This window comes from Phenylobacterium sp. (genome assembly GCF_004299445.1).
GTDB lineage: Bacteria > Pseudomonadota > Alphaproteobacteria > Caulobacterales > Caulobacteraceae > Phenylobacterium.
The window spans coordinates 98,915-118,998 of sequence record NZ_SCTC01000035.1 but is presented as its reverse complement, the minus strand read 5'-3'; the positions used below and the strand labels follow the sequence as shown (position 1 = coordinate 118,998).

26 protein-coding genes are annotated in these 20,084 nt (G+C 69.4%); 5 read left to right on the top strand and 21 right to left on the bottom strand.

Going from position 1 to position 20,084, the window contains the following annotated elements; translation table 11 throughout:
- Positions 1-399: 399 nt before the first annotated feature.
- Both EPN98_RS08625 and xth read left to right on the top strand, forming a co-directional pair.
- Entirely contained in the window at positions 400-1,146 is a 747-nt protein-coding gene (locus tag EPN98_RS08625) for a hypothetical protein (RefSeq protein WP_293362275.1), read from the top strand.
- A gap of 46 nt (positions 1,147-1,192) precedes the next feature.
- Complete coding sequence (gene xth / locus EPN98_RS08620; protein ID WP_293362274.1) at positions 1,193-1,996, top strand: exodeoxyribonuclease III; 804 nt, start codon at positions 1,193-1,195, stop codon at positions 1,994-1,996.
- A 1-nt stretch (position 1,997) separates the two neighbouring features.
- Here the strand turns inward: xth and EPN98_RS08615 are convergent, their stop codons facing one another.
- The 4 genes from EPN98_RS08615 to EPN98_RS08600 form a co-directional block, all read right to left on the bottom strand.
- Complete coding sequence (locus EPN98_RS08615; protein ID WP_293362273.1) at positions 1,998-3,362, bottom strand: M24 family metallopeptidase; 1,365 nt, start codon at positions 3,360-3,362, stop codon at positions 1,998-2,000.
- A gap of 54 nt (positions 3,363-3,416) precedes the next feature.
- On the bottom strand, positions 3,417-3,920 hold the full coding sequence (ruvC, locus tag EPN98_RS08610) for a crossover junction endodeoxyribonuclease RuvC (RefSeq protein ID WP_293362272.1): 504 nt from the start codon (positions 3,918-3,920) through the stop codon (positions 3,417-3,419).
- Positions 3,921-3,987: 67 nt separating this feature from the next.
- A complete protein-coding gene (locus tag EPN98_RS08605) occupies positions 3,988-4,677 on the bottom strand; it encodes an SHOCT domain-containing protein (RefSeq protein WP_293362271.1) in 690 nt (229 codons plus the stop codon).
- A gap of 36 nt (positions 4,678-4,713) precedes the next feature.
- Complete coding sequence (locus tag EPN98_RS08600; RefSeq protein WP_293362270.1) at positions 4,714-5,484, bottom strand: site-2 protease family protein; 771 nt, start codon at positions 5,482-5,484, stop codon at positions 4,714-4,716.
- A gap of 68 nt (positions 5,485-5,552) precedes the next feature.
- On the opposite strand from EPN98_RS08600, the gene EPN98_RS08595 reads away from it, so the two are divergent.
- Complete coding sequence (locus EPN98_RS08595; RefSeq protein WP_293362269.1) at positions 5,553-6,176, top strand: adenylate/guanylate cyclase domain-containing protein; 624 nt, start codon at positions 5,553-5,555, stop codon at positions 6,174-6,176.
- Positions 6,177-6,610: 434 nt separating this feature from the next.
- Here the strand turns inward: EPN98_RS08595 and EPN98_RS08590 are convergent, their stop codons facing one another.
- Genes EPN98_RS08590 through EPN98_RS08580 form a run of 3 tightly spaced genes read right to left on the bottom strand, consistent with a single transcriptional unit; the run spans position 6,611 to position 8,110 of the window.
- Positions 6,611-7,087, bottom strand: a complete 477-nt coding sequence (locus EPN98_RS08590) for a cupin domain-containing protein (RefSeq protein WP_293362268.1) — start codon at positions 7,085-7,087, stop codon at positions 6,611-6,613.
- Positions 7,088-7,097: 10 nt separating this feature from the next.
- Positions 7,098-7,694, bottom strand: a complete 597-nt coding sequence (locus EPN98_RS08585) for a TetR/AcrR family transcriptional regulator (RefSeq protein ID WP_293362267.1) — start codon at positions 7,692-7,694, stop codon at positions 7,098-7,100.
- Positions 7,691-8,110 carry an ester cyclase gene (locus EPN98_RS08580; protein WP_293362266.1) on the bottom strand — a complete coding sequence of 140 codons (420 nt, stop codon included), beginning with the start codon at positions 8,108-8,110 and terminating at the stop codon, positions 7,691-7,693. The genes EPN98_RS08585 and EPN98_RS08580 overlap by 4 nt, the downstream gene beginning before the upstream one ends.
- A gap of 162 nt (positions 8,111-8,272) precedes the next feature.
- Between EPN98_RS08580 and EPN98_RS08575 the strand changes: the two genes are divergently transcribed.
- The gene (locus EPN98_RS08575) at positions 8,273-9,181 is read left to right on the top strand and encodes a TylF/MycF/NovP-related O-methyltransferase (RefSeq protein ID WP_293362265.1); all 909 of its coding nucleotides are present in this window, start codon (positions 8,273-8,275) and stop codon (positions 9,179-9,181) included.
- An 84-nt stretch (positions 9,182-9,265) separates the two neighbouring features.
- Here the strand turns inward: EPN98_RS08575 and EPN98_RS08570 are convergent, their stop codons facing one another.
- The 14 genes from EPN98_RS08570 to EPN98_RS08505 form a co-directional block, all read right to left on the bottom strand.
- Positions 9,266-9,970: a peptidylprolyl isomerase gene (locus tag EPN98_RS08570; RefSeq protein ID WP_293362264.1), complete on the bottom strand. Its 705-nt coding sequence runs from the start codon at positions 9,968-9,970 to the stop codon at positions 9,266-9,268.
- Between the two features lie 8 nt (positions 9,971-9,978).
- Positions 9,979-10,575, bottom strand: coding sequence for a hypothetical protein (locus tag EPN98_RS08565; protein WP_293362263.1), 597 nt, complete (start codon positions 10,573-10,575; stop codon positions 9,979-9,981).
- The gene (locus EPN98_RS08560; protein ID WP_293362262.1) at positions 10,563-11,030 is read right to left on the bottom strand and encodes a nuclear transport factor 2 family protein; all 468 of its coding nucleotides are present in this window, start codon (positions 11,028-11,030) and stop codon (positions 10,563-10,565) included. Before EPN98_RS08560 ends, EPN98_RS08565 begins: the two co-directional genes overlap by 13 nt.
- The gene (locus EPN98_RS08555; protein ID WP_366558469.1) at positions 11,030-11,812 is read right to left on the bottom strand and encodes an EcsC family protein; all 783 of its coding nucleotides are present in this window, start codon (positions 11,810-11,812) and stop codon (positions 11,030-11,032) included. Before EPN98_RS08555 ends, EPN98_RS08560 begins: the two co-directional genes overlap by 1 nt.
- Positions 11,782-11,931 (bottom strand): hypothetical protein, encoded by a 150-nt coding sequence (locus EPN98_RS08550; RefSeq protein WP_293362261.1) that lies wholly within the window; start codon positions 11,929-11,931, stop codon positions 11,782-11,784. The genes EPN98_RS08555 and EPN98_RS08550 overlap by 31 nt, the downstream gene beginning before the upstream one ends.
- 180 nt (positions 11,932-12,111) lie before the next feature.
- The gene (locus EPN98_RS08545; RefSeq protein WP_293362260.1) at positions 12,112-12,594 is read right to left on the bottom strand and encodes an SRPBCC family protein; all 483 of its coding nucleotides are present in this window, start codon (positions 12,592-12,594) and stop codon (positions 12,112-12,114) included.
- 57 nt (positions 12,595-12,651) lie between these two features.
- Positions 12,652-13,356 carry an MgtC/SapB family protein gene (locus EPN98_RS08540; RefSeq protein WP_293362259.1) on the bottom strand — a complete coding sequence of 235 codons (705 nt, stop codon included), beginning with the start codon at positions 13,354-13,356 and terminating at the stop codon, positions 12,652-12,654.
- Between the two features lie 3 nt (positions 13,357-13,359).
- Positions 13,360-13,566 (bottom strand): hypothetical protein, encoded by a 207-nt coding sequence (locus tag EPN98_RS08535; RefSeq protein ID WP_293362258.1) that lies wholly within the window; start codon positions 13,564-13,566, stop codon positions 13,360-13,362.
- On the bottom strand, positions 13,566-14,312 hold the full coding sequence (locus EPN98_RS08530) for a YebC/PmpR family DNA-binding transcriptional regulator (RefSeq protein ID WP_293362257.1): 747 nt from the start codon (positions 14,310-14,312) through the stop codon (positions 13,566-13,568). Before EPN98_RS08530 ends, EPN98_RS08535 begins: the two co-directional genes overlap by 1 nt.
- Before the next feature lie 80 nt (positions 14,313-14,392).
- A complete protein-coding gene (locus EPN98_RS08525; protein WP_293362256.1) occupies positions 14,393-15,535 on the bottom strand; it encodes a collagen-binding domain-containing protein in 1,143 nt (380 codons plus the stop codon).
- A 152-nt stretch (positions 15,536-15,687) separates the two neighbouring features.
- Positions 15,688-16,278: a histidine phosphatase family protein gene (locus EPN98_RS08520; protein ID WP_293362255.1), complete on the bottom strand. Its 591-nt coding sequence runs from the start codon at positions 16,276-16,278 to the stop codon at positions 15,688-15,690.
- On the bottom strand, positions 16,275-17,060 hold the full coding sequence (locus tag EPN98_RS08515; protein ID WP_293362254.1) for an SDR family NAD(P)-dependent oxidoreductase: 786 nt from the start codon (positions 17,058-17,060) through the stop codon (positions 16,275-16,277). Before EPN98_RS08515 ends, EPN98_RS08520 begins: the two co-directional genes overlap by 4 nt.
- Positions 17,061-17,232: 172 nt before the next feature.
- On the bottom strand, positions 17,233-18,072 hold the full coding sequence (locus EPN98_RS08510; protein ID WP_293362253.1) for an alpha/beta hydrolase: 840 nt from the start codon (positions 18,070-18,072) through the stop codon (positions 17,233-17,235).
- Between the two features lie 267 nt (positions 18,073-18,339).
- Complete coding sequence (locus EPN98_RS08505) at positions 18,340-19,305, bottom strand: zinc-binding alcohol dehydrogenase family protein (protein WP_293362252.1); 966 nt, start codon at positions 19,303-19,305, stop codon at positions 18,340-18,342.
- Between the two features lie 41 nt (positions 19,306-19,346).
- Here EPN98_RS08505 and EPN98_RS08500 point away from each other — a divergent pair, with 41 nt between their 5' ends.
- The gene (locus EPN98_RS08500) at positions 19,347-20,057 is read left to right on the top strand and encodes a VOC family protein (protein WP_293362251.1); all 711 of its coding nucleotides are present in this window, start codon (positions 19,347-19,349) and stop codon (positions 20,055-20,057) included.
- Positions 20,058-20,084 lie beyond the last annotated feature (27 nt).

The following is a 20,084-nucleotide window of genomic DNA, read 5'->3' as shown; positions in this document are numbered from 1 at the left end:
CCGGCGCCGAACGTCAGCCCCTCGACCGTGCGCAAATGTCTGTACTTGGCGCAAAGCAGACCCAAGACGGCCACCCACCAGCATGCCTGCCTCTTCCGCTTCCTCAAGGACGGCCCGGGCGGGCCGCCGCTGGCGCGGTCGGCGGGCGCCGATCCTTGACCAAGCTCCAGAGGCAGGCTCGGGCTGACCGTGGCCTTCAGGGGGAGGAGGCATCCTGAAGGATGCTGCCTCTTAGGGTGGGCGGGTGGCCGTTCGGCGGGGCGGTCCGTGGGAACGCTCTTCCGTTGTCGCGGAAGCCCCCTCCGTCTCGCCGCCCCCGGCGGCGAGCCACCTCCCCCTGTGGGGAGGAATTGGGCGCTTGCGTCCGGATTTGACGGGTGGGGTGGTTAGGGTCGTCCGATGACCCATTCCGACGCCTCGCGGCCGCAGGCCGTTCGTACGCTCGCCCGCCAGCCGCCGCCGCCGGGGATCTATGCGTCGAAGTACACGGCAGAGCTGGCCGCCTCGATCTGCCAGCGGGTCGCGGAGGGGGAGAGCCTGCGGTCGATCTGCCGGGCGGACCCGTCGATGCCGACCGAGAAGACCGTGTGGAACTGGGCGCGGTCGCATCCGGACTTTGCCGAGTGCTGGGCCGTCGCGCGGCATTTGGCGCGGCGGCGCGCGATGGCGGCGCACGCCGAGCAGGAGGCGGCGCGGCAGGCGAAGTGGGCGGCGGACGAGGCGGCGGTGAAGGCGGGGCCGGCGCAGGGGCGGGTGTTGTATGCCGGCGGGCCGGGGAGCTGGGGGCGGCCGGCCTGGAACCGGGGGCTGAGCGGCTATCGGCCGGACATCGCCGAGGCGATCTGCGACCGCCTGTGCCTGGGCGAGACGCTGCAGTCGGTGTGCCGCGATCCCGAGATGCCCTCGGTGGGGACGGTCTACAACTGGCTGCGCGCCCATCGCGAGTTTGTCGACCTGTACCGGCGGGCGAAGGAGATCGCGTTCGCGTACATCGTCGAGACCGCCGCCGAGCAGGCGCCGTGGCTGGAGACGGAGGCGCGGTCGATGCGCGAACTGCGGCGGATCGTGCGCGCGGCGCACCGGCGATGCGCCCAGATCGCGCCCAAGGCGTTCGCGGACGGCGTCTGTGGTCCGGAGGACCGCTGAGCCGGCGCGGCTTTCCCAAGCGGCGGCGGCGCCCCAGTGTCGCGGCATGCGGATCGCGACCTTCAATGTGAACGGCGTCACCTCGCGGCTGCCGAACCTGCTGGCCTGGCTGGAGGAGACCCGGCCCGACGTGGCCTGCCTGCAGGAGCTGAAGACCGAGAGCTTTCCGGCCCGCGAGATCGAGCGCGCCGGCTATGGCGCCGTCTGGCACGGTCAGAAGAGCTGGAACGGGGTGGCGATCCTGGCGCGGGGCGCCGAGCCGATCGAGACGATGCGCGGCCTGCCGGGCGATCCGGCCGACACCCAGAGCCGCTATATCGAGGCGGCGGTGAAGGGGGTGCTGGTTGGGTGCCTCTACGCGCCGAACGGCAACCCGGTGGGCGGGCCGAAGTATGCGTTCAAGCTGGCGTGGTACGCGCGGTTCGTGGAGCACGCGGCCTGGCTGCTGGCGACCGGGCAGCCGATCGTGTTGGCCGGCGACTACAACATCATCCCGACCGACGCCGACGTGTACGCGCCCGAGCGCTGGCGAGACGACGCGCTGTTCCAGCCCGAGCTGAAGGCGCTGTACGCGGGGCTGACCGAGGCGGGCTGGACCGACGCGCTGCGCAGCCTCTATCCCGACGCGCCGGTCTATACGTTCTGGAAGTACTGGCGGAACGCGTTCGAGCGCGACGCGGGCTTAAGGATCGACCACCTGCTGCTCAGCCCCGCCGCGGCGGAGCGGCTGACGGACGGCGGCGTCGATCGCGAGCACCGCGGGCGCGAGCATGCCAGCGACCACGGGCCGGTCTGGATCGAACTCGCCGACCGCAAGGTCAGGCGCCCAGCGCGTCGAGCCAGGTCCTGATCTACTTGCTGGGGATCAGGGTCAGCGAGGTCTGGCGGCCGTCTAGGTAGCGGACGGTCTTGCCGTCGTAGAAGGCGTCTTCCTCGGTGCGGAACTGGACCTCCTGGCCGCCCCACTCGGGCACGGGCGCGAAGGCCGACAGCTCGATGGACCAGACCGTGCCGGGGTTCACGCGGCCCTCGCCGCGCGGGTCGGGGTTCTGGTTGTCCCAGAAGCCGATGGCCGGGCCCGCGCCGTGGCCATGGTAGCCGAGGGGGTGGGAGTAGATCGACGGCTTGAGGCCCTGGTCCATGGCCGTCTTGCGGGCGGCGGCCAGGATGTCGTTGCCGCTGATCCCGACCTGGAACGCGCCCGTCACGGCGTCCTGTATGCGGTTGGCGGCCGCGAGGCCGGCCTTGAGGCCCGCGGGCGCGTCGGTCTCGCCGGGCTTGAGCACATAGGCCAGGTGCTGGGTGTCGGTGTTGAGGCGCAGGTAGGTGATGCCGAAGTCGGTCCAGATCAGGTCGCCGGGCTGGATCACGGTGTCGCCGCTCAGCAGGTCCTTCACGCCCTGGCGATGGACGCCGACCGACGGGTGGAACCAGGTGTCTACGCCCAGCTCGGACAGGCGCGCGCGGTAGAACCAGGCGACGTCGTCGGTGGTGGTGACGCCCGGCTTGACCACCTTGGCCGAGTGGCCCTCGCCCAGGACGGCGTGGGCCAGCCGCAGGATGCCGGGATAGAGCTGCATCTCCATCGGGGTGCGGGTCTCCAGCCAGCTGATCGATGGGCCCTCGCCCGAGACGATGCGCTCGCGGAGCTGCGGGGTCAGGGCGGCGACCAGCTCGTCGTGCTGGCTCTTGGTCAGGCCGTCGCCGAACGCCGACTTGGACGAGACGTTCAGGGCGATCTTCTGCGGGTTGCGCGCGGCGATCAGCTGGGCCAGCGCCTTCCACTGGTCGGGCTCGACGTCGGGGTTCCAGGCCGGCTGGAACAGGCCGCCCAGGCCGTAGCGGCTGACGGTCAGGCGCTCGACCGGCTTGCCGCCGCCGGGATTGTAGAACACCAGGATCGTGCGGCGCCGCGCCCGCAGGCTCTTCGCGTCGAGCATGGTGGCGACGACGGGGTCTTCCAGGTACTCGCGCGCCACCAGCACCCACATGTCGATCTGGTGGACCTGCATCACCTGCGGGATCACCCGGTCGAGCCGGTCGGCCAGGATGGCGTCGATCACAGTAGCCCGGTCGCGGGGCGACAGGATCGGCGGCAGCGCGGGGTGCGCGACCTCGGTCTCGGCCATCGGCAGCCTGGGCGGCTCGGCCGCCTGCGCCGCGCCCGCCAGCACCAGAGCCGCCAGCGCGACCAGACCCATTCTCGAATACGCCATCCCGCGCCCCACGACTCTAACCGGCGGCGACAGTCGCCGGGCCGGGGCCGGAATTCAAGCGACGCGCCTCGCGGTGCGGGCGTGGGCGTGGGCGATGGCGACGGCGAGGGCATCGGCGGAGTCGGAGGCGGTCTTGCCGGCGGTGGGCAGCAGGCGGGCGATCATCCAGCCTACCTGGGCCTTGTCGGCGCCGCCCGTGCCGACCACGGCCTTCTTCACGACGGTGGCGGCGTATTCGGCCACCGGCAGGCCGGCGCGGGCCGGGACCACCAGGGCCATGGCCCGGGCATGTCCGAGCTTCAGCGCCGACTGGGCGTTGGCGTTCATGAAGGTCTCTTCGACCGCGGCCTCGTCGGGGGCGTGGGCCTCGATCACCGCCTCGATCTCGGCGAACAGAATCCGCAGCCGTTCGGCGAAGGCCAGGGTGTCCCTGGGCGCGATGACGCCGTGCGCCACGTGGGTCAGCCGCGCGCCCTCGCACGAGATCACGCCCCAGCCGGTGCGGCGGAGCCCCGGGTCGAGGCCGAGGATGCGAATGGGGCGAATCGGCGAGTTCATCGTCTGTTCCGCTGAAGATGCCGGAACCACGGAGCGGTGGGAATGGTGAAGCGAGGGTTAACCGGCGTCAGACCCGGCCCAGGATCTTGGCCTTCATCTCCTGGAACTCGGTGTCGCTGATGGCGCCCGCGTCCAGCAGCTCCTTGGCCTTGCGGATTTCCTCGACCATGCGGTCGCCGCCCCCGCTGCCGGCCCCGTCGGCGGAGCCGATCATGACGCCGCCCGACGCGGCGCGCGTCTCCTCCAGCCCGCGGACCCGGCGCTTCTCCTCCCAGGCCTGCTCTTCGTACTGGGCCTTGGCGTACATGGCCGTGGCGGCTTCGCAGGGGACGCCGTCGATGATGAAGCCGGCATGGCCCGGCAGCAGGCTGTCGAAGGCCAGGTTCGAGCCGCAGAGGACCTCCAGGATGTTCTGCTCGAGGCGGACATCCTTCAGGTCCTTCCACTGCATGTCGGCCATCTTGAAGCCGCCCAGCAGGCCGCGCTGGACCGTCAGGATGCGGCTGGAGGTGATGGCGATGACGATGCGGCGGCGGAACAGCGCGAAGACGCGGTGCTGCACCGCCTCGGCCACGACCTGCTCGCCGGTCATGAGGGTGGACTTGAGCGTCGCCCGGGCCTTCTGCGCCCGTTCCTCGGCGCCCAGGAAGACCAGCGCGGCCCAGATCGCCAGGGGGATCAGCCCGACGCCCAGGCTCAGCACCGACACGAGCAGCCAGAGGCCGACAGCCTTCAGGAGTTCGACAACGCCCTTCATCGGCAGCTCCGTATCTTGATGGGTGACGCTATATGGTCACGTCCAGAATCGGAAGGCGTCCCATCCGCCCTGGGCCGCCTCGAGCGGTACGCCCGCCAGATGGGCGATGATCGCGCCGCCGCCGAACAGGAACCGGCTGAAGCCGGGGATGAACGAGAAGGCGATGAACACGCCCACGAAGACCAGACCCTCGATCTTGCGCAGACCGACCTCCCACGCCTCGGGAAGGTAGGGGCGCAGGGCGTTGAAGCCGTCCAGGCCCGGCAGCGGCAGGAGGTTGAGGAGCAGCGCCGTGGCCTGCAGGAAGGCCAGCATGGCGATGGCGTCGAACAGGCCGTTCGGCAGGCCCTCGCGCCCCAGGGTGATCAGCACGACCGCCAGCAGCAGCAGGACGCCGTAGGTGGCCGCGGGCCCCGCCAGCGAGGCGGCGGTGCGCCAGAGCTTGCTGCGCATCAGATCGTTGCGCAGGTAAACCGCGCCGCCCGGGAAGCCGATGCCGCCCAGGGCCAGGAAGACCAGGGGGATGACCAGGCTGACGCCGAGGTCGGCGTAGCGGCGCGGGTCGAACGCCAGATAGCCCTTGTCGCGAACGGTGTGGTCGCCCGCCAGGAAGGCCACCGCGGCATGGCTGAACTCGTGAGCCATCACCGCCAGCACCCAGCCGACCAGCACGAAGGCGAAGGTCAGCGGGGTCTTGCCCGGCGGCAGCGCCGCCAGCGCCCAGCCCAGCGCCAGGAAGGTGGCCAGCAGGCCCAGGCCGATCAGGTTGTTGGGCGGCGCCCGGGGCGTCGCCGACGTGGTGGTCATACGGCAGAGATAGATTGACTCGGCGGTTTTCGAAGGCTCGCATCGCGCGGCCAAATAGGGGGTGCAGGATGGCGGAGACGGGACAAGGCGACGACGGCCCGTTGAACACGCACGCGCGGCTGGACGCCCTGCTGTCGCGGATCATCCAGGAGCCCGAGAAGCGCCAGGCGATCTCGGAGGAGATCGAGCGCGACTTCACACGGCGCAGCGCCGTGATGGTGCTGGACATGAGCGGCTTCACGCGCACCACCCAGCGGCACGGGATCGTCGAGTTCCTGCTGATGGTCCACCAGATGCGGCTTCTGGCCGTGCCGACCATCCAGGGGCTGGGCGGCAAGCTGGTGAAGGCCGAGGCCGACAACCTCTACTGCCTGTTCGAGACGGTCGAGGCGCCGGTCCGCGCCGCGCGCGAGATCGTGAACCGGCTGAGCACCGTCAACGTCCTGCTGCCGGTGGACCGCCGGCTCTATGCCTCGATCGGCATCGGCTTCGGCGACATCCTGGTGCTGGAGGAGGAGGACCTGTTCGGCGACGAGGTGAACCTGACCTCCAAGCTGGGCGAGGACGTGGCCCAGGGCGGCCAGATCCTGCTGACCGAAGCCGCCCGCGCCGAACTGGACCCTAGCATCGAAACCACCGTCGAACGGGTCAGCATCTCGGGCCTGCTGCTGGTCTACCACGCGGTCGATTGAGGCTGAGCGCACCAGAAGCGCTGTCGGGCTGAACCACAGAGAACACGGAAGGGGCTGGGCTGGTGACGCTGTGCGCGCCGCAGGCGCTGTTTTGATTCAACCACGAACCACACGAACCACACGAACGCTCCAGGCCACACCTCGGAGCGCGCCGCCGCATGTTCGTGTGGTTCGTGTGGTTCGTGGTTCACATTGACGGCGCTTTGCGCGGGCTCGGCGGTCAGGCGGAGTCCTGGACCGTGACCGCGGCGGTGGCCTCATCCTCATTTCTGGAACGTCATGGCCGGGCTTGTCCCGGCCACCCAAAAGCGCCGCCCTTTCCGGAGGGGCGCAGGCGGTGAGCTGGTGCGCCTTGCTCCGAGCGCCTCGTACTGGGTGGCCGGGACAGGCCCGGCCATGACGTCCTTAAAGAGGGAGGGAGAGCGCCGAAGGCCTCAGGCCTTGTGGATCGGGTCGACCCAGGCGACGCCTTCGGGTTCTTCAGCGGGGTCGATGTCGAGGTTGACCACCACGGCTTCGGAGTCGGAGCGGACGAGGACGCAGGAGAGGGGCTCGTCGGTGGAGGCGTTGATCTCCTGGTGCGGAACGAAGGGCGGCACGTAGATGAAGTCGCCGGGGCCGGCCTCGGCGGTGAATTCCAGGTGCTCGCCCCAGCGCATGCGGGCGCGGCCCGAGACGATGTAGATCACGCTTTCCAGCGGCCCGTGGTGGTGGGCGCCGGTCTTGGCGTTGGCGTGGATGTGGACGGTGCCGGCCCAGAGCTTCTGGGCGCCCATGCGGGCCCGGTCAATGGCGACCGCGCGGTCCATGCCGGGGGTGGTGGCGCTGACCGGGCCCAGCTGGTCGCCGGGCACGACACGGACGCCAGAGTGCTTCCAGCCGTCCTCGGGTATCTGCACATCGTCGCTCATGAGGGCGACGCTAGCGGGTCCTGGCGGCCTCGACCAGCGCCCGGATCATCCAGCGGCGGATGCGGGCGGCCTCTGCCGCATCGACACGCATCACGTCCTTGAAGGCCACTTCGGCCTCGATGCCCAGCAGCAGGACCAGGGCCTTGCTGAGGGTGTCGAACTCGGCGGCGCCGAACTGGCTGCGCGCCGGCGCCAGGGCCGCGGCGATCAGGCCTCGGCGGCGGTTCTGGCGCACGGGAACCGCCGGATCGTGGTCGGGATCGACGCTACGCTGGAGCGATCGGGCCAGCAGCATCCGCATCGGCGCCTCGTTCTCGGCGATCATGCGGAAGAGCGCGGCTTCCAGTCGATCGAGGCGCGCCACGGGATCTGTCGACGTGTCACCCTCGAAGAAGACCTCGGGCGTCGGCATCGCCACATCCAGGCCGGCCTCGAACATCAGCGCCTCGAGGCCGGGAAAGTAGCGGTAGGCGGTGGCGCGCGAGACCAGGGCGGCCTCGGCGATCTCCTCGAAGGTGGGCCGCTTGCCCTCGCGCATCAGGCGGTTGGCGGCCTCCAGCAGATCCTTGCGGGTGCGCAGGCGCTGGTTGGCGCGGCCCTGGCTCACTGAGGCAGCTGCTGCTGGATGGCGGCGAGGTCGATCCAGACCTGCTCGGCCTTCATCTTTCCGTCGTCGGCGTACTCGACCACGTGCAGCAAGCGGAATTCCAGCGGCCGGTCGCGGCCTTCCAGCCCGAAGGGGCGGCCCGGCGCCTTGCCCCGCCACAGGCTCTCGTCGACCAGGAAATTCTCGCCATAGAGACGGCGGATCGTCTCGACGTGGCCGTCGGACAGGTCGGCGAAGAGCGTTTCGTAGAACGGTCGCGCGCCTTCGACACCGCGCGTCGGGCCGCCGGGCCAGCCGACGATGTCGTGGTTCACATCCGGGGTGAGCGTGGCGAGCACGCCTTCGACGTTGTCGGCCTGTTCGAAGCCGAAGTGCTCGTCGATCTGGGCGTCCATCTGGGCGGGGGTCAGGGGCATGGCGAAGCCTCGTGGTTGATGGGCTCATTGATAATGAGACATCAGTCTCATGTCAAGATGTATGTCTCCCTGCCGCATCTCGCGGTTCTCAGGGCGCACGATTCCCGATAGTTGCTCGCGACCCCCGGGTGACTCGGCGGGACGCAACCGGAGCTCATAGCGTTGTCGAATCTCACCCTGCAGGACGTCACCCCCGAACAGCTGCTCTGCATGGGCGATGGGCTGCTGCGTGGGGGACAATCGGGGCTGGCCAAGAGCGTGTACGAGGTTGCGCTGAAGCGAACCAACAAGCTCGACATGCGGCAGCGGCTCCGCGTGCGCCACGGCCTGGCGGCGGCGGCCAATCACCGGACGATGACCTGCCTGGACCTCCTCGAGACCATGGAGAGTCGAGGATGGAAGAACGCCTTCGTGGGTGATGGTCTGGCGACCTGGCTGAAGACCCTGCCCTTTGAACTGGATGATCGGTTCCAGGAGATCTCCGCCCGGCACGCTAGTCTTTTGCCGCTGGCGAACTGGCAGTGGAACCTGACGACCATGCTGTGGGCGGTGCAGACCACGCGCAATATCCCGGGGGACTTCGTCGAGTTGGGGGTGTTCAAGGGCCACACCACCCTGTTCTGCGCCGACTACGTGGAATTCGGCGGCTGGCCCAAGACCTGGTGGCTGTACGACACCTTCGAGGGAATCCCCGAGGACCAGCAGAACCCCGGCTGGAAGAAGATGAACGACGCGTTGTACGTCAACTCGTTCAGCTACGAGGAGGTGGCCGAGCGGTTCTCGGGCTTCCCCAACATCAAGGTCATCAAAGGTCGCGTGCCCGAGGTGCTGCAGACCGGCGCGCCCGAGCAGGTGGCGCTGATGCACGTGGACATGAACAACGCTCCGGCCGAGATCGGGGCGCTGGAGTTCTTCTTCGAACGGCTGGCGCCCGGCGGGATCATCGTATTCGACGACTTCTGCTGGGCTACGGCGCGCACGCAGTACAACGCCGAGGTGGAGTGGTTCGCCGCCCGTGGCCTGCACGTGCTGCCCATGCCGACGGGGCAGGGCGTGTTCGTGAAGAGCTAGAGCCGGCTGCGATCGAGCGGAACGCCCGATCCGAGGAAGCGGGATCTGCAGCAAGAGCTAGAGCGCATTGGCTCGAGGCTCACGTCAGCCCGGGACGCGGCTCACCCTGTTGATCCGCACGGGCTTCACCAGGATCTCGCCCTTCATCGCGCCCTCGCCCTTGTTGGGGTCGGTGGGCATCACGATGATCTTCCTGATGACGTCCAGGCCTTCGACCACCTGACCGAACGCGGCGAAACCGGGGTTGGCGGCAGGGTTCTTCTTGTCGGCGTCGAGGTAGCTCATGTCGCCCAGCATGATCGACCAGTCGGCCTGGGCGGTGCCTGGCGCGAAGCGGCCCATGGAGATGACCCCGTCCTTGCCGTGGGTGAGGCCGGTCTTGATCGTCGACTCGTGGGCGATCGGCGGCAGCTTCTTGGCCGGGTCCTTCTGGCCGCACTGGACCAGGCCGTAGTCATTGCCCGCGTAGTCCTTGGGCTTGCTGGCGCGGAAACAGGCGGCGCCGACGAACAGGCCGCGGTCGACGTACTTCAGGTAGTTGGCCACCGTGATCGGGGCCTTGTCGGGATAGAGCTCAAGGACGAAGGCGCCCTCGGACGTCTCGACCTTCACCTTCGGATACGGCTTGGGCGCGGGCGCGGCGGGCGCGGCGGATGCCGCCGTCGCGGGTGTCGTCGCGGGTGCGGGTGCGGGCGTCGCTACGGCCGGCGCCGGCGTCGAGGCGGGCTGCTGGACGGCGGCGGGAAGGGCGGTCAGCGCGGCGAGCGCGATCAGCGAATTGCGGAGCATGTCGCAGACTAGCCCGGCGGAAGGCTGGCCCGCCAGTCGGGGTCCCGGGTGTTGGTGATGCCGACAAGCTGCAGGAAGCTGACCGCGGCGATGGGCTTGTTGGTCACCTGCTGGCGGCCTTCCACGTAGAGCGGCGCCACCGTCCAGACGGGCGGAAAGGCCTTGAGATCCTTGTCGGGCATGGCGCGCAGGGGCGGGCATTGCTGCAGCGAGACGTGCGCGCACTGGAAGTGCATGGGCGCGATGGTCCCGCAGTCGAGCACCACGCGGTCGTCCTCCAGGTCGTCCGGCAGCAGCTTGCCGAAGCCGCGCGCCCGCACGACGCCGGCGGCGTAAAACCGGCCGGTGAGGCTCCAGCGGTCGCCTTCCGGCGCGGGCTTGCCGCACATGGGGCAGAGCAGGGCGCGCACCGAGTCCCGCTGCCGGCGCAGGTGCTGCCGTGCGAAGAGCGGCTCGCCCTGCCCAGGCTTCCACATCTGGAGGGCCGCGATCGCGCCGTCGACCGTCGGGCAGGGCCCGATCCCGCCCGGCTTCTCCTCGCTCCAGCTGGAGACCCAGGGGACATCGACGCCGATCTGACGGCGGGAAGGAATCACTGGCTGCATTTGACGAACGTATCTGTCTGGCCGCTCGCGCGCAGCCCGGCGGCTGAAACGACCAGCGTCTGGACCCGGGAGGCGCACAGGCGGCGCGTCTTCCCCGAGGTCTGGATCACGGAGCCGACGCGCGAGGTGACGATGGCCGAGCGGCCGTCGGGGGCGATCTCGATGCGGCGGATCTCGCCGCGCTCGCGCGACTGGCCGCGGGTGCGGCGGGCCTGTTCGCGGGCCTGGGTCACGGTAGACGCGCCATAGGACACGGGCGGCTTGTCGCCGACATAGGCCTGGTCGGTGAAGCGGGCGTCCGGTGTGAAGCCCCTGAAGTAGCGGTCGATATCGCCGGCGTTCCAGGCCTGCTCCTGGCGGGCCGCGAACGCGCGGATGTCGGCGTCGGTGATCCGTGGGGCCTGGGCCAACGCGGGGCCGGCAAGCAGGGCGAGAAGGAGGAGAGCGCGGCGCATCAGGCACCGTAACGCGCGAGCCAGCGCATTCGGTACCCATTCATCGCGGTATCGCCCAGGCGCTCCAGCAGCCGCCAGTTCACGAAGGCGCCGATCGGGGCGCCCACGACCGGAATGAGCTGGGCCATCTTCGCGAGGTCGATGTAGTCGCGATACTCGCGCTGGAAGGTCCGCCAGTCGAAATGCTCGAAGTCGGCGGGGTGCTCGCGGCCGTCCCAGCCCTCCAGGCCGTGGAACACCTCGGCCCGGTGATCGGCGCCCGAGAAAGCCATCTGGAACAGGGCCAGGATGTAGAGCCGCTCGGAGAACACCTCCGCCTCGTGGCCGTAGATGGCCGAGAGGTCGAACAGGAGCTTGATCTTGAGCACCAGCAGCGCCGGGAAGTCGGCCAACGCCAGGACGAAGCCGCCGGCGCCCGCGACGCCACCCTCGACCGCGGCGGTCGCCCGGTAGCCGTCGATGGCGGCCAGGGCCCTGCGGTCGCGCTCGGCCAGCGTGGCGCCGGTCAGCGGCCGGGCGGTGGTGAGGTCGGCGCCGGTCAGGATCGTGCGGGTCATGCCCTCGATCACGGTGGTGATCGCGGCGTGCACCTTCTCGGGGATGATCTGGTTGATGCGGCCCTGGACGCCGCGGGCGGCGCGGTCGAGCGCCGATGGCGGCCTGAGCACCTGGGCCCGCCAGTGGGCCACCTCGCCCCGCGCCCAGGCTTCGTAGGCGGGCTCGGGCAGGCCGAAGGGGGGCGAGCCGCGGGCTATCGGAACACGACCATCTGCAGGATCCACGCCCCGATGGCGGTGACCACACTGCCCACCAGCGCGCCGCGCACGAAGGCGCCGTTGCGTTCCCACCAGATCCGCCGGGCCCGCATCCGTTGGGCGCGATCGACCTTCCGTCGTTGCATGACGCTTCCGTTCCCCCGAACTCGGCGGCTGTTCTAGCCTGCCCGGCGACGCGGAGGAACCACGGCCGGGGCGAGGCATTGCGTCGCTTGCCGAAAACAGAGGCCCGCGGGCCGATGCGGACACCGATCAGCCTCGGTGCGCGGTGCGCCCTTCCCACGTCGTGGGAAGGGCCAGCTACGCTATTTCGCTTCGGCCTGCGCCTTGATGGTGGCGAGGAGACCGGTGAACTGCTTCGTGCGGTTCGCGATGTCGGCGTCCTTCTTCGACGGATCCGGCAGGGCGGCGGCGTCGTAGACCAGGGTGTACAGCAGCTTGGACGTCTTCTTGTCGATCGGTCGGATCTCCAGCGTGCCGTGGTAGTCGATCGGCGATTTCGGCTGCGAGTAGGTGTAGGACCAGGCGGTGCTGGCCACGAGCAGTTCGGTGATCCGGCCGGCGATGACCCGCACGGCTCCCACCTCGCCGTCCTTGCCCGACGTGATCTCGCAGGTGGTCTTGAACCAGGCGCCGATGGCGCAGTAGCCCGAGATCTTCTTCCAGGCCACGTCGGCGGGCGCGTTGACCGTGGTCTCCAACGGAATCCGGACGAAATCGGCGGCGCTGGCGGTCCCGGCGGCGCCCAGGGCGGCCGCGGCGGCGGCGAGAGCGGCGATGGTCTTCATGGTGTTTCCCCTCTGTGTGGGATGACCATACCGAAGCTTCCGTTCCGGCGCCTACTGTCAGTCGCTGTCGGGCAAGACTTCAAAGCGCACGACGCGGGGATCCGCCAGGAGCCGCTCGGCGATATCGCGCCCGCGCACCCCGCCGCGGAGGCGCATGCGGGCCATGAGTTCGACCGTCCGGCCGTCGTCGCAGAGCCGATGGCCGAGCTTGCCCGGTCTGAGCCCCAGGTCGGTCAGCAGGGCTCGGAAGGCGCCGGCCGGCGGAGGGCCGTCGCGAACGTATCCGACGGTGATCTCGGTCACGCGCTCGCGCGGCAGGCGCTCGTCGACCCAGCGCAGGCCGACCAGCGCCGCGAGAACGATGAGGGTGGCGGACAGCCCCAGACCGTACAGGCCGACGCCGAACAGGACCCCCAGCGCCGAGGTGATCCACAGAGAGGCCGCCGTTGTCAGCCCGTGGACCGAGAGTCCGTGGCGGAAGATCACGCCGCCGCAGAGGAATCCGATGCCGGTCAGCACGCCATGCGCCATCCGAACCGGGTCGATGCGGACCACCTCGGCCGGGAAGGATCCGGCCCAGTCCATCTGCCGCGTCGCCGCCAGCATCAGCAGCGTCGCGGTCAGGCAGACGAGAATGTGGGTGCGAAGGCCGGCCGGGTGGCCTCGCAGCTCGCGTTCCAGCCCCACCAGGCCCCCGGCCAGAGCCGCCGCCGCGAGGGGCAGGGCATAGTCGGCGACGACGGGGTCAAGGGCGTAGGCCATCGCCTATAGGAAGCGCGGTGCGAGCCAGAGCGCCAGCGCGACGACGACCACGATCGCCAGGATCAGACCCGCCCGAGGGTTCGACCCCAGGAACGACTGGCCGGGCGCCTTGGGGCGCGGGGGCGGCTTGCGCTTCTCGGCTTCGGCCTTGGCCTTGGCCTTGCGGTACCGCTCGAGGTCGGTGACCTCGGGTTCGTGCTTGGGCGCCATCAGCCGGCCAGCTTCTCCAGGTCCTCGGCCGAGATGTCGGCGTTGGAGTAGACGTTCTGGATGTCGTCGTCGTCTTCCAGGGTCTCGATCAGCTTCATCAGCGTGCCGACGGCGTCGCCGGACAGGGGCGTGAGCGCCTTCGGCTTCCAGGCGTGCTGGGTCGACTTGGCGGCGCCCAGGGCGACTTCCAGCGCCGCGGCCACTTCGGAAAGGGTCTCGAAGGCCGTGTAGATGGTGTGGCCGTCCTCGTCGGATTCGACGTCGTCAGCGCCGGCCTCGATGGCGGCTTCCATCACCTTGTCCTCGGATCCGGCCTCGGGGCCGTAGACGATCCGGCCCACGCGATCCCACATGAACGATACCGAGCCGGTCTCGCCCAGATTGCCGCCGCACTTGGTGAAGGTGGAGCGTACGGTCGAGGCCGAGCGGTTGCGATTGTCGGTCAGCGCCTCGACGATGATGCCCACGCCGCCGGGACCGAAGCCTTCGTAGCGGATCTCGTCATAGCTTTCGGCGTCGTTGCCAGAGGCCTTCTTGATGGCGCGCTCGATGACGTCCTTGGGCAGGGACTCGGCCTTGGCGTTGTTCACGGCCAGGCGCAGGCGGGCGTTCATCGCCGGGTCGGGCAGACCCATCTTGGCCGCCACGGTGATCTCGCGCGAAAGCTTGGAGAACAGCTTGGACCGGGCGCTGTCGGCGCGGCCCTTGCGGTGCATGATGTTCTTGAACTTTGAGTGTCCGGCCATGGTCCTGAAAGCGACGGTCTTGGGAAGCGGTCGGAGCTTCTACCGCACCCGGCCCGTCGGGAGGAACCCCCGGCGATTGGCTAGGCCAGCGCGGCCCGGCGGCGACGGATCACGGCGCCGATCGCGCCGAAGCCCATGATCATCATCGCCCAGGTGGCCGGTTCGGGCACGCCGCCGGCGAATTCGGCGACGGTGACCGACGAGCGATAGTTGTCCATCTTGATCGCGCCGTTCTGAACCAGGCTTCGGGCGACGACCGAGCCCTGGATGAAGTTGCCGATCTTCAGGTCGGCCTTGGGCGCGAGCACCGAGCCGTACCAGCTCTTGGAGCCCAGATCGATGCTGGTGGCCTCGAAGAAGTTCCAGATCACCTTCTGGCCCAGGTTGGTCGGGCCGTTGAAGTTGATGCTGTTCGGCAGGCTGACCTTCGCGCCGGCCACGTTGATCACGATGAGGTCGTAGCTCGTCGGCGCCTCGACGACCAACTCAGTCTTGCCTGTCAGCTGGCCTTTCAGGTCGCTGATCGAGAAGACCGCCACGCCCGAGCCGACGTCCGGCTTGAAGATCGCCTGCTGGCTGGTGGTGGTCATGATGGCGGTGGCGTCCAGGTCGGCCAGGTAGTCCGACGTCGCCATCAGCTCCTGCTCGTAGATCGCGGCCTGTTCCTCGATCGCCGCCTGGAGACCGTCTGCGCTCTTGTCGCCGGCGTGCTTGGTCCCGTTCGAGGTCTTGATCGCGCCGCCGTAGTAGATGTCCTTGGCGTTGGTGCCTTCGACATTGCCGCCGGCATAGACCGAGGCGCCGTTGGCGTTGACCTTCTTGACGTTGCCGTCGACCTTCACCGAGCCGCCGCCGTTCATGTTGGCGCCGGAGTCGAGGTTGCCGCCCACCTTGAGGCTGCCGCCGTTGTTGATGTTCTTCGCGCCGCCCGTGACGTCGCCGCCGACGGTGAGGGCCACGCCGCCCGTCCCCTGGGCCCCCGGCGAGGTCAGGTAGTTCGACGAGGACCCGCCCTTCAGGTTGCCGCCCACGAACGTCCGCCCCTGGACCTCGGAGGTCGACTGGAGGTCCTTCAGGACGATGAGGTTGAAGTCCCGCATCGCCTGGAAGCCGCCGTTGATCTGATCGGCGCCGACGGCGCTGGGCAGAGGGGCGGCCATGGCGGCGCCGGCCAGCGCCAGGCTGGCGGTTGCGGCTGCGAAGAAAGGGCGAACCGGGTGCATCAACGCCACTACGCCTTGAAAAGGTTAAAAGACGCACCCACCGCGCCCCGAATTCGGCGGTTGCGGGCGTGAACTACCCAAATTGAGTGTGCGGTGCAGCATGGCTCGGTGTCGCAGCCCCTGCCGCGGTGATCGGCGAACGCCCGCCCAGGTCAGTCCAGCGGTTCGCACTCGAGACGGTCGACCTGGCCGTTGTGCAGGCGGAAGACGGCGTCCTGCGGGACGTCCTGGTCCAGGGTCGCCTGCCGGTCGAGCCCCGCGTAGGCCCCGCGCAGCAGGCGGCCCCAGACGCCGTGGCTGACGGCGATGATGCGGCGCTCAGGTTCGGGCGGAAGCGTTCCCAGCCAGTCCGAGGCGCGGGCGGTGACGTCCTCGAAGGTCTCGCCGCCGGGCGCGCCGAAGAACCACTCGCGGGTGGCGAAGACCTCCGGGTGAATGTGGGCGATCTCGGAGCGCAACCTGCCCTCCCACGCCCCGCAGCAGATCTCAGCCAACCTTGCGTCCGTTTCGATCGGCAATCCCGTGGCCTCGGCCACGAAGCCGGCGGTGCGCTGGGCCCGACCGATGGGGCTCGAGATCAGCCGCCAACCCTCAGGTCCCTCGGCGCGGACCAGGTCGGCCGCCAGCCCGGCCATCGCCGCGGCCTGACGCTCGCCCAGCGGCGTCAGGTCGCTCTCGGTGTGGCCCTGGATGCGCCCTTCGCGGTTCCAGAAGGTCTCGCCGTGCCGGACGAGAATAATCATCGCTTGCGGCGGACCACCGGGTGCGAGGTGGACAGGCCGCCGTCCACCGCCAGGGTCTGGCCGTTGACGTAGCTGGCGTCGTCCGAGGCCAGGAACAGGCCCGCCCGCGCGATCTCCTCGGGCTCGCCGTAGCGGGTCGTGGGGTTCAGCTGGCCGATCTTGTCCTCGTTGCCGCGGGCCCGGGCGCCGTCGAAGATCGGCTTGGTCATGCCTGTCTCGATCAGGCCGGGGGCCACGGCGTTGACCCGGATCCCCGTGCCGTAGAGCTCATTGGCGGCGGTCTGCACCAAGTTGATCACGCCCGCCTTGGACGCCGAATAGGCGGGGCCGCCGGCGCCGGAGCGGATGCCCGCCACCGAAGCCGTGCAGATGATCGCGCCACGGCCGCGGGGGATCATCGCCGCGCTGGCGTGCTTCACCGCCAGGAAGGGGCCGATCAGGTTCACCCGCAGGATGTTGGACCAGTAGTCGGCGGTCTGCTCGTGCAGCGGCGCGAAGCCGCCCGAGATGCCGGCGTTGGCCCAGAAGACGTCGAGGCCGCCGAAGTCCGCCTCGGCCCGGTCGACCAGCGACTTCACGAAGGCGTCGTCGCCCGCGTCGCCCTGGATGGCGATCGCCTTGCCGCCGGCCTCGTTGATCGCTGCCGCGGTGGCCGAAACCGCGTCGGTAATGTCGGCGCAGATGACGGCCGCGCCTTCGGCCGCGAACAGCTTGGCCGCCGCCCGGCCGATGCCGCTGCCTGCGCCGGTGATGACGGCCGTGCGGCCGGAAAGACGTCCCATGGTGTTCCTCACAAAGGCGAATATCGGTGCGAGCCCAGCGCCCCCTCCACCGCTTCGCGGTCCCCCTCCCCCGCAAGCGGGTGAGGAACTGGGGCCATCGACGCATCAGTTCCTCCCCCATGCCAATGGGGGAGGGGGACCGCGAAGCGGTGGAGGGGGCGCTAGGACCGCGTCATACGGTGGTCTTGGCGCGGGTCGCCGCCGCGAGGATCGCGTCGACAAAGGTGTCGTAGAGGCCCGGCGGCAGGTCGTGGCCCATGCCGGGGATGATGCGCAGCTCGGCGCCGGGGATGGCGTTGGCCGTGTCGACGCCGCCCACGGGCTGGACCAGTGGGTCGTCGGCGCCGTGCAGGACGACCGTCGGCACATTGAGCGTCTTCAACTCCGGCGTCCGGTCGCCGTCGGCGCCGATGGCCTGACGCTGGCGGCCCACGCCGGCCGGGTTGAACGCGCGCGCATGCTCGGCCACCACACGGGCCCGCAGCTCCTCGTCGGTCCAGGGATAGGCGGGGCTGCCGATGGTGCGGGCGTTCTTCATGCCGTGGGCGATGAAGGCCTCGTAGTCGGCGGCCGGGTCCGGCGGGGGGTTGCTGATCACCGCCATCGCCTCGGGCGTCGCCACCACGTCGCCGCTGGGCGCCGACATGATCGACGTGAGCGACAGCACGCGCGCCGGGTAGTCGATGGCGATGCGCTGGACGATCATCCCGCCCATGGAGACGCCGGCGATGTGGGCCTTCGCCACGCCGACGGCGTCCAGGACGGCCATCGCGTCGGCGGCCATGTCCTTCAGGGTGTAGCGCTGGCCCGACTGGAACCAGGTGGAGAGGCCGGTGTCGCGGTTGTCCATCCGGATGGCGCGATACCCCTTGGCTACGAGCTTGGCGCAGAACGCCTCGGGCCAGCGGGTCATCTGCGACCCCAGCCCGTTGATCAGCAGAATGGTCTCGGGACCGTCGCCGAAGACCTCGTATTCGATCTCGACGGCGCCGCCGCTACGAGCTTTCGGCATCGGTTTCTCCTCCTGGTGGGACTCCTGAGGGTTGTGCCGTGTGGACGGCACACACCCGTACGCGTGAAGTCTCTGGTCTTCGGCGCCCGAGTGCGCCAATCATTGATGAAAGAGTCGCCCGGGGGGAGGGGCGGACCCGAAGCATGCGCGTGATCGTTCCCTTGCTGTTGTCCCTGGCGATGTGGGCGTTCATCCTGCTCGGCTTGGCTGGACTCTGGCTGAAAATCTTCGGCTGACGATCTTCGCCCGCTCGCCCCGGCGCTCCCTCTACGGAATCAACAACACGCGCCCCACAGCCGCCCGGCTCTCGATGTAGGCGTGCGCGGCGGCGGCCTCCGACAGCGGGAACTCGCGGTCGATCAGCACCTTCAGCTCGCCCTTGGCCACGCGGTCGATCAGGCTGGTGATGCTCTTCTGCACGCGGTCGGTGTTGATCTCGGCGCCCAGGAAGACGCCTGAGATCGTGCGATTGCCGCCCATCAGGGTCGACAGGTCCATCTTCTGCCGGTCTCGCCCCGCCTGGCCCACGCTGGAGACCCGGCCGCGGTAGGCGAGGCTGAGGATCGAGCCCTGCAGCGTGGCGCCGCCGACGGAGTCGACCACGACGTCGGCGCCCTTCTTGTTGGTGATGCGCATCACCTCTTCGACCACGTCGTGGGTCTTGTAGTTGATGCCGTGGGTCATCCCGAGGGCCTTGAGCTTCTCGAGCCGTTCGTCGGACGAGGCCGTGGCGATGACCATCGAGGCGCCGGCCTTGGCGGCCAGCTGGATCGCCGCCACGCCCACGCCCGAGGCGCCGGCCTGGATCAACGCCACCTCGCCCGCCTTCAGGCGGCCGAACTCGAACAGGCAGTCGTCGGCGGTGCCGAAGGTGACCGGGATCACCGCGGCTTCCTTGGTCGACAGGCCGTCCGGCACCTTCCACGCGGTCTTGGCCGAGACGGCGCGCAATTCGGCGTGGCTGCCCCAGCCGCCGGTGGTGCAGACCTTGTCGCCGACCTTGTGGTTGGTGACCTCGCTGCCGACCTCGATCACCTCGCCGGCGGCCTGGTAGCCGACCACGTGCGGGTGGGTCATGAGCGGGCCGCCGAAGCGGTTCAGGGTGTCGCCGCCCTCGATAGCCACGGCCTCGACGCGGATCACGATACCCTTGGGATGGCACTGAGGATCGGGAACGTCCTCGTACTTCAGGACGTCCGGCGGGCCGTTTTCGTAATAGACGGCGGCTTTCATGGGACATCCTCCTCAAACGCTTGTTTGACGCCAGACATTCCATGACCATGGTGCTGACGCAAGGGGAGGACGGCATGCAGCTCGCCAAGCCACGGCTCGACATCGGCCTCGCCACCAACGACCTCGAACCCATGCTCGCCTTCTGGCAGGGCGAAGTGGGCGCGCCGCTGGATCACGTGCTGCCGATCCGCCGGGGCCAGGACCAGCACCGCCACGACGTGCTGGGCAGCGTGCTGAAGATCAACCACCACGTGGGCCCGCTGCCGGCCAACCCGCCCAGCGGCTATCGCGAACTGGTCATCGCGCGTGAGGGGCTGACGGCGCCGCGGACGATGGCCGATCCGGAAGGCAACCGGGTGAGCCTGGTTCCGCCGGGCCACGAGGGCGTGGGGCAGATCGGCGTGCGGATCGGCGTCCGCGACCTCGACGCCCACAGGCGCTTCTACGGCGAGGCGCTGGGTCTGCCAGAGGAGCGGCCGGGCGTGTTCCGCGCCGGCGAGAGCCTCGTCCTCCTGGAGGCCGATCCGTCCGCCCCGGCGGACGCCCAGATGCAGGGGCCGGGCTGGCGCTACATCACCTTCCAGGTCTTCAAGGTCGATGACGAGCACGCCCAGGTCCTGGCCAAAGGCGGTCGCGAGGCGCTGGCTCCGGTCACGCTGGGAACCACCGCGCGGATCTCGATGGTGCGCGACCCTGACGGCAACTGGATCGAACTCTCCCAGCGCGCCTCGATCGTAGGCAGTCTCAGCTGACCGCAGGCCGCGGGCGCGGCCTGCGGG

Bases quoted from the DNA above. Each gene is read 5' to 3' on its own strand.
- EPN98_RS08625 (WP_293362275.1), top strand. From the start codon at position 400: ATGACCCATTCCGACGCCTCGCGGCCGCAGGCCGTTCGTACGCTCGCC.
- xth (WP_293362274.1), top strand. From the start codon at position 1,193: ATGCGGATCGCGACCTTCAATGTGAACGGCGTCACCTCGCGGCTGCCG.
- EPN98_RS08615 (WP_293362273.1), bottom strand. From the start codon at position 3,362: ATGGCGTATTCGAGAATGGGTCTGGTCGCGCTGGCGGCTCTGGTGCTG.
- ruvC (WP_293362272.1), bottom strand. From the start codon at position 3,920: ATGAACTCGCCGATTCGCCCCATTCGCATCCTCGGCCTCGACCCGGGG.
- EPN98_RS08605 (WP_293362271.1), bottom strand. From the start codon at position 4,677: ATGAAGGGCGTTGTCGAACTCCTGAAGGCTGTCGGCCTCTGGCTGCTC.
- EPN98_RS08600 (WP_293362270.1), bottom strand. From the start codon at position 5,484: ATGACCACCACGTCGGCGACGCCCCGGGCGCCGCCCAACAACCTGATC.
- EPN98_RS08595 (WP_293362269.1), top strand. From the start codon at position 5,553: ATGGCGGAGACGGGACAAGGCGACGACGGCCCGTTGAACACGCACGCG.
- EPN98_RS08590 (WP_293362268.1), bottom strand. From the start codon at position 7,087: ATGAGCGACGATGTGCAGATACCCGAGGACGGCTGGAAGCACTCTGGC.
- EPN98_RS08580 (WP_293362266.1), bottom strand. From the start codon at position 8,110: ATGCCCCTGACCCCCGCCCAGATGGACGCCCAGATCGACGAGCACTTC.
- EPN98_RS08570 (WP_293362264.1), bottom strand. From the start codon at position 9,970: ATGCTCCGCAATTCGCTGATCGCGCTCGCCGCGCTGACCGCCCTTCCC.
- EPN98_RS08565 (WP_293362263.1), bottom strand. From the start codon at position 10,575: ATGCAGCCAGTGATTCCTTCCCGCCGTCAGATCGGCGTCGATGTCCCC.
- EPN98_RS08560 (WP_293362262.1), bottom strand. From the start codon at position 11,030: ATGCGCCGCGCTCTCCTCCTTCTCGCCCTGCTTGCCGGCCCCGCGTTG.
- EPN98_RS08550 (WP_293362261.1), bottom strand. From the start codon at position 11,931: ATGCAACGACGGAAGGTCGATCGCGCCCAACGGATGCGGGCCCGGCGG.
- EPN98_RS08545 (WP_293362260.1), bottom strand. From the start codon at position 12,594: ATGAAGACCATCGCCGCTCTCGCCGCCGCCGCGGCCGCCCTGGGCGCC.
- EPN98_RS08540 (WP_293362259.1), bottom strand. From the start codon at position 13,356: ATGGCCTACGCCCTTGACCCCGTCGTCGCCGACTATGCCCTGCCCCTC.
- EPN98_RS08535 (WP_293362258.1), bottom strand. From the start codon at position 13,566: ATGGCGCCCAAGCACGAACCCGAGGTCACCGACCTCGAGCGGTACCGC.
- EPN98_RS08530 (WP_293362257.1), bottom strand. From the start codon at position 14,312: ATGGCCGGACACTCAAAGTTCAAGAACATCATGCACCGCAAGGGCCGC.
- EPN98_RS08525 (WP_293362256.1), bottom strand. From the start codon at position 15,535: ATGCACCCGGTTCGCCCTTTCTTCGCAGCCGCAACCGCCAGCCTGGCG.
- EPN98_RS08520 (WP_293362255.1), bottom strand. From the start codon at position 16,278: ATGATTATTCTCGTCCGGCACGGCGAGACCTTCTGGAACCGCGAAGGG.
- EPN98_RS08515 (WP_293362254.1), bottom strand. From the start codon at position 17,060: ATGGGACGTCTTTCCGGCCGCACGGCCGTCATCACCGGCGCAGGCAGC.
- EPN98_RS08510 (WP_293362253.1), bottom strand. From the start codon at position 18,072: ATGCCGAAAGCTCGTAGCGGCGGCGCCGTCGAGATCGAATACGAGGTC.
- EPN98_RS08505 (WP_293362252.1), bottom strand. From the start codon at position 19,305: ATGAAAGCCGCCGTCTATTACGAAAACGGCCCGCCGGACGTCCTGAAG.
- EPN98_RS08500 (WP_293362251.1), top strand. From the start codon at position 19,347: ATGACCATGGTGCTGACGCAAGGGGAGGACGGCATGCAGCTCGCCAAG.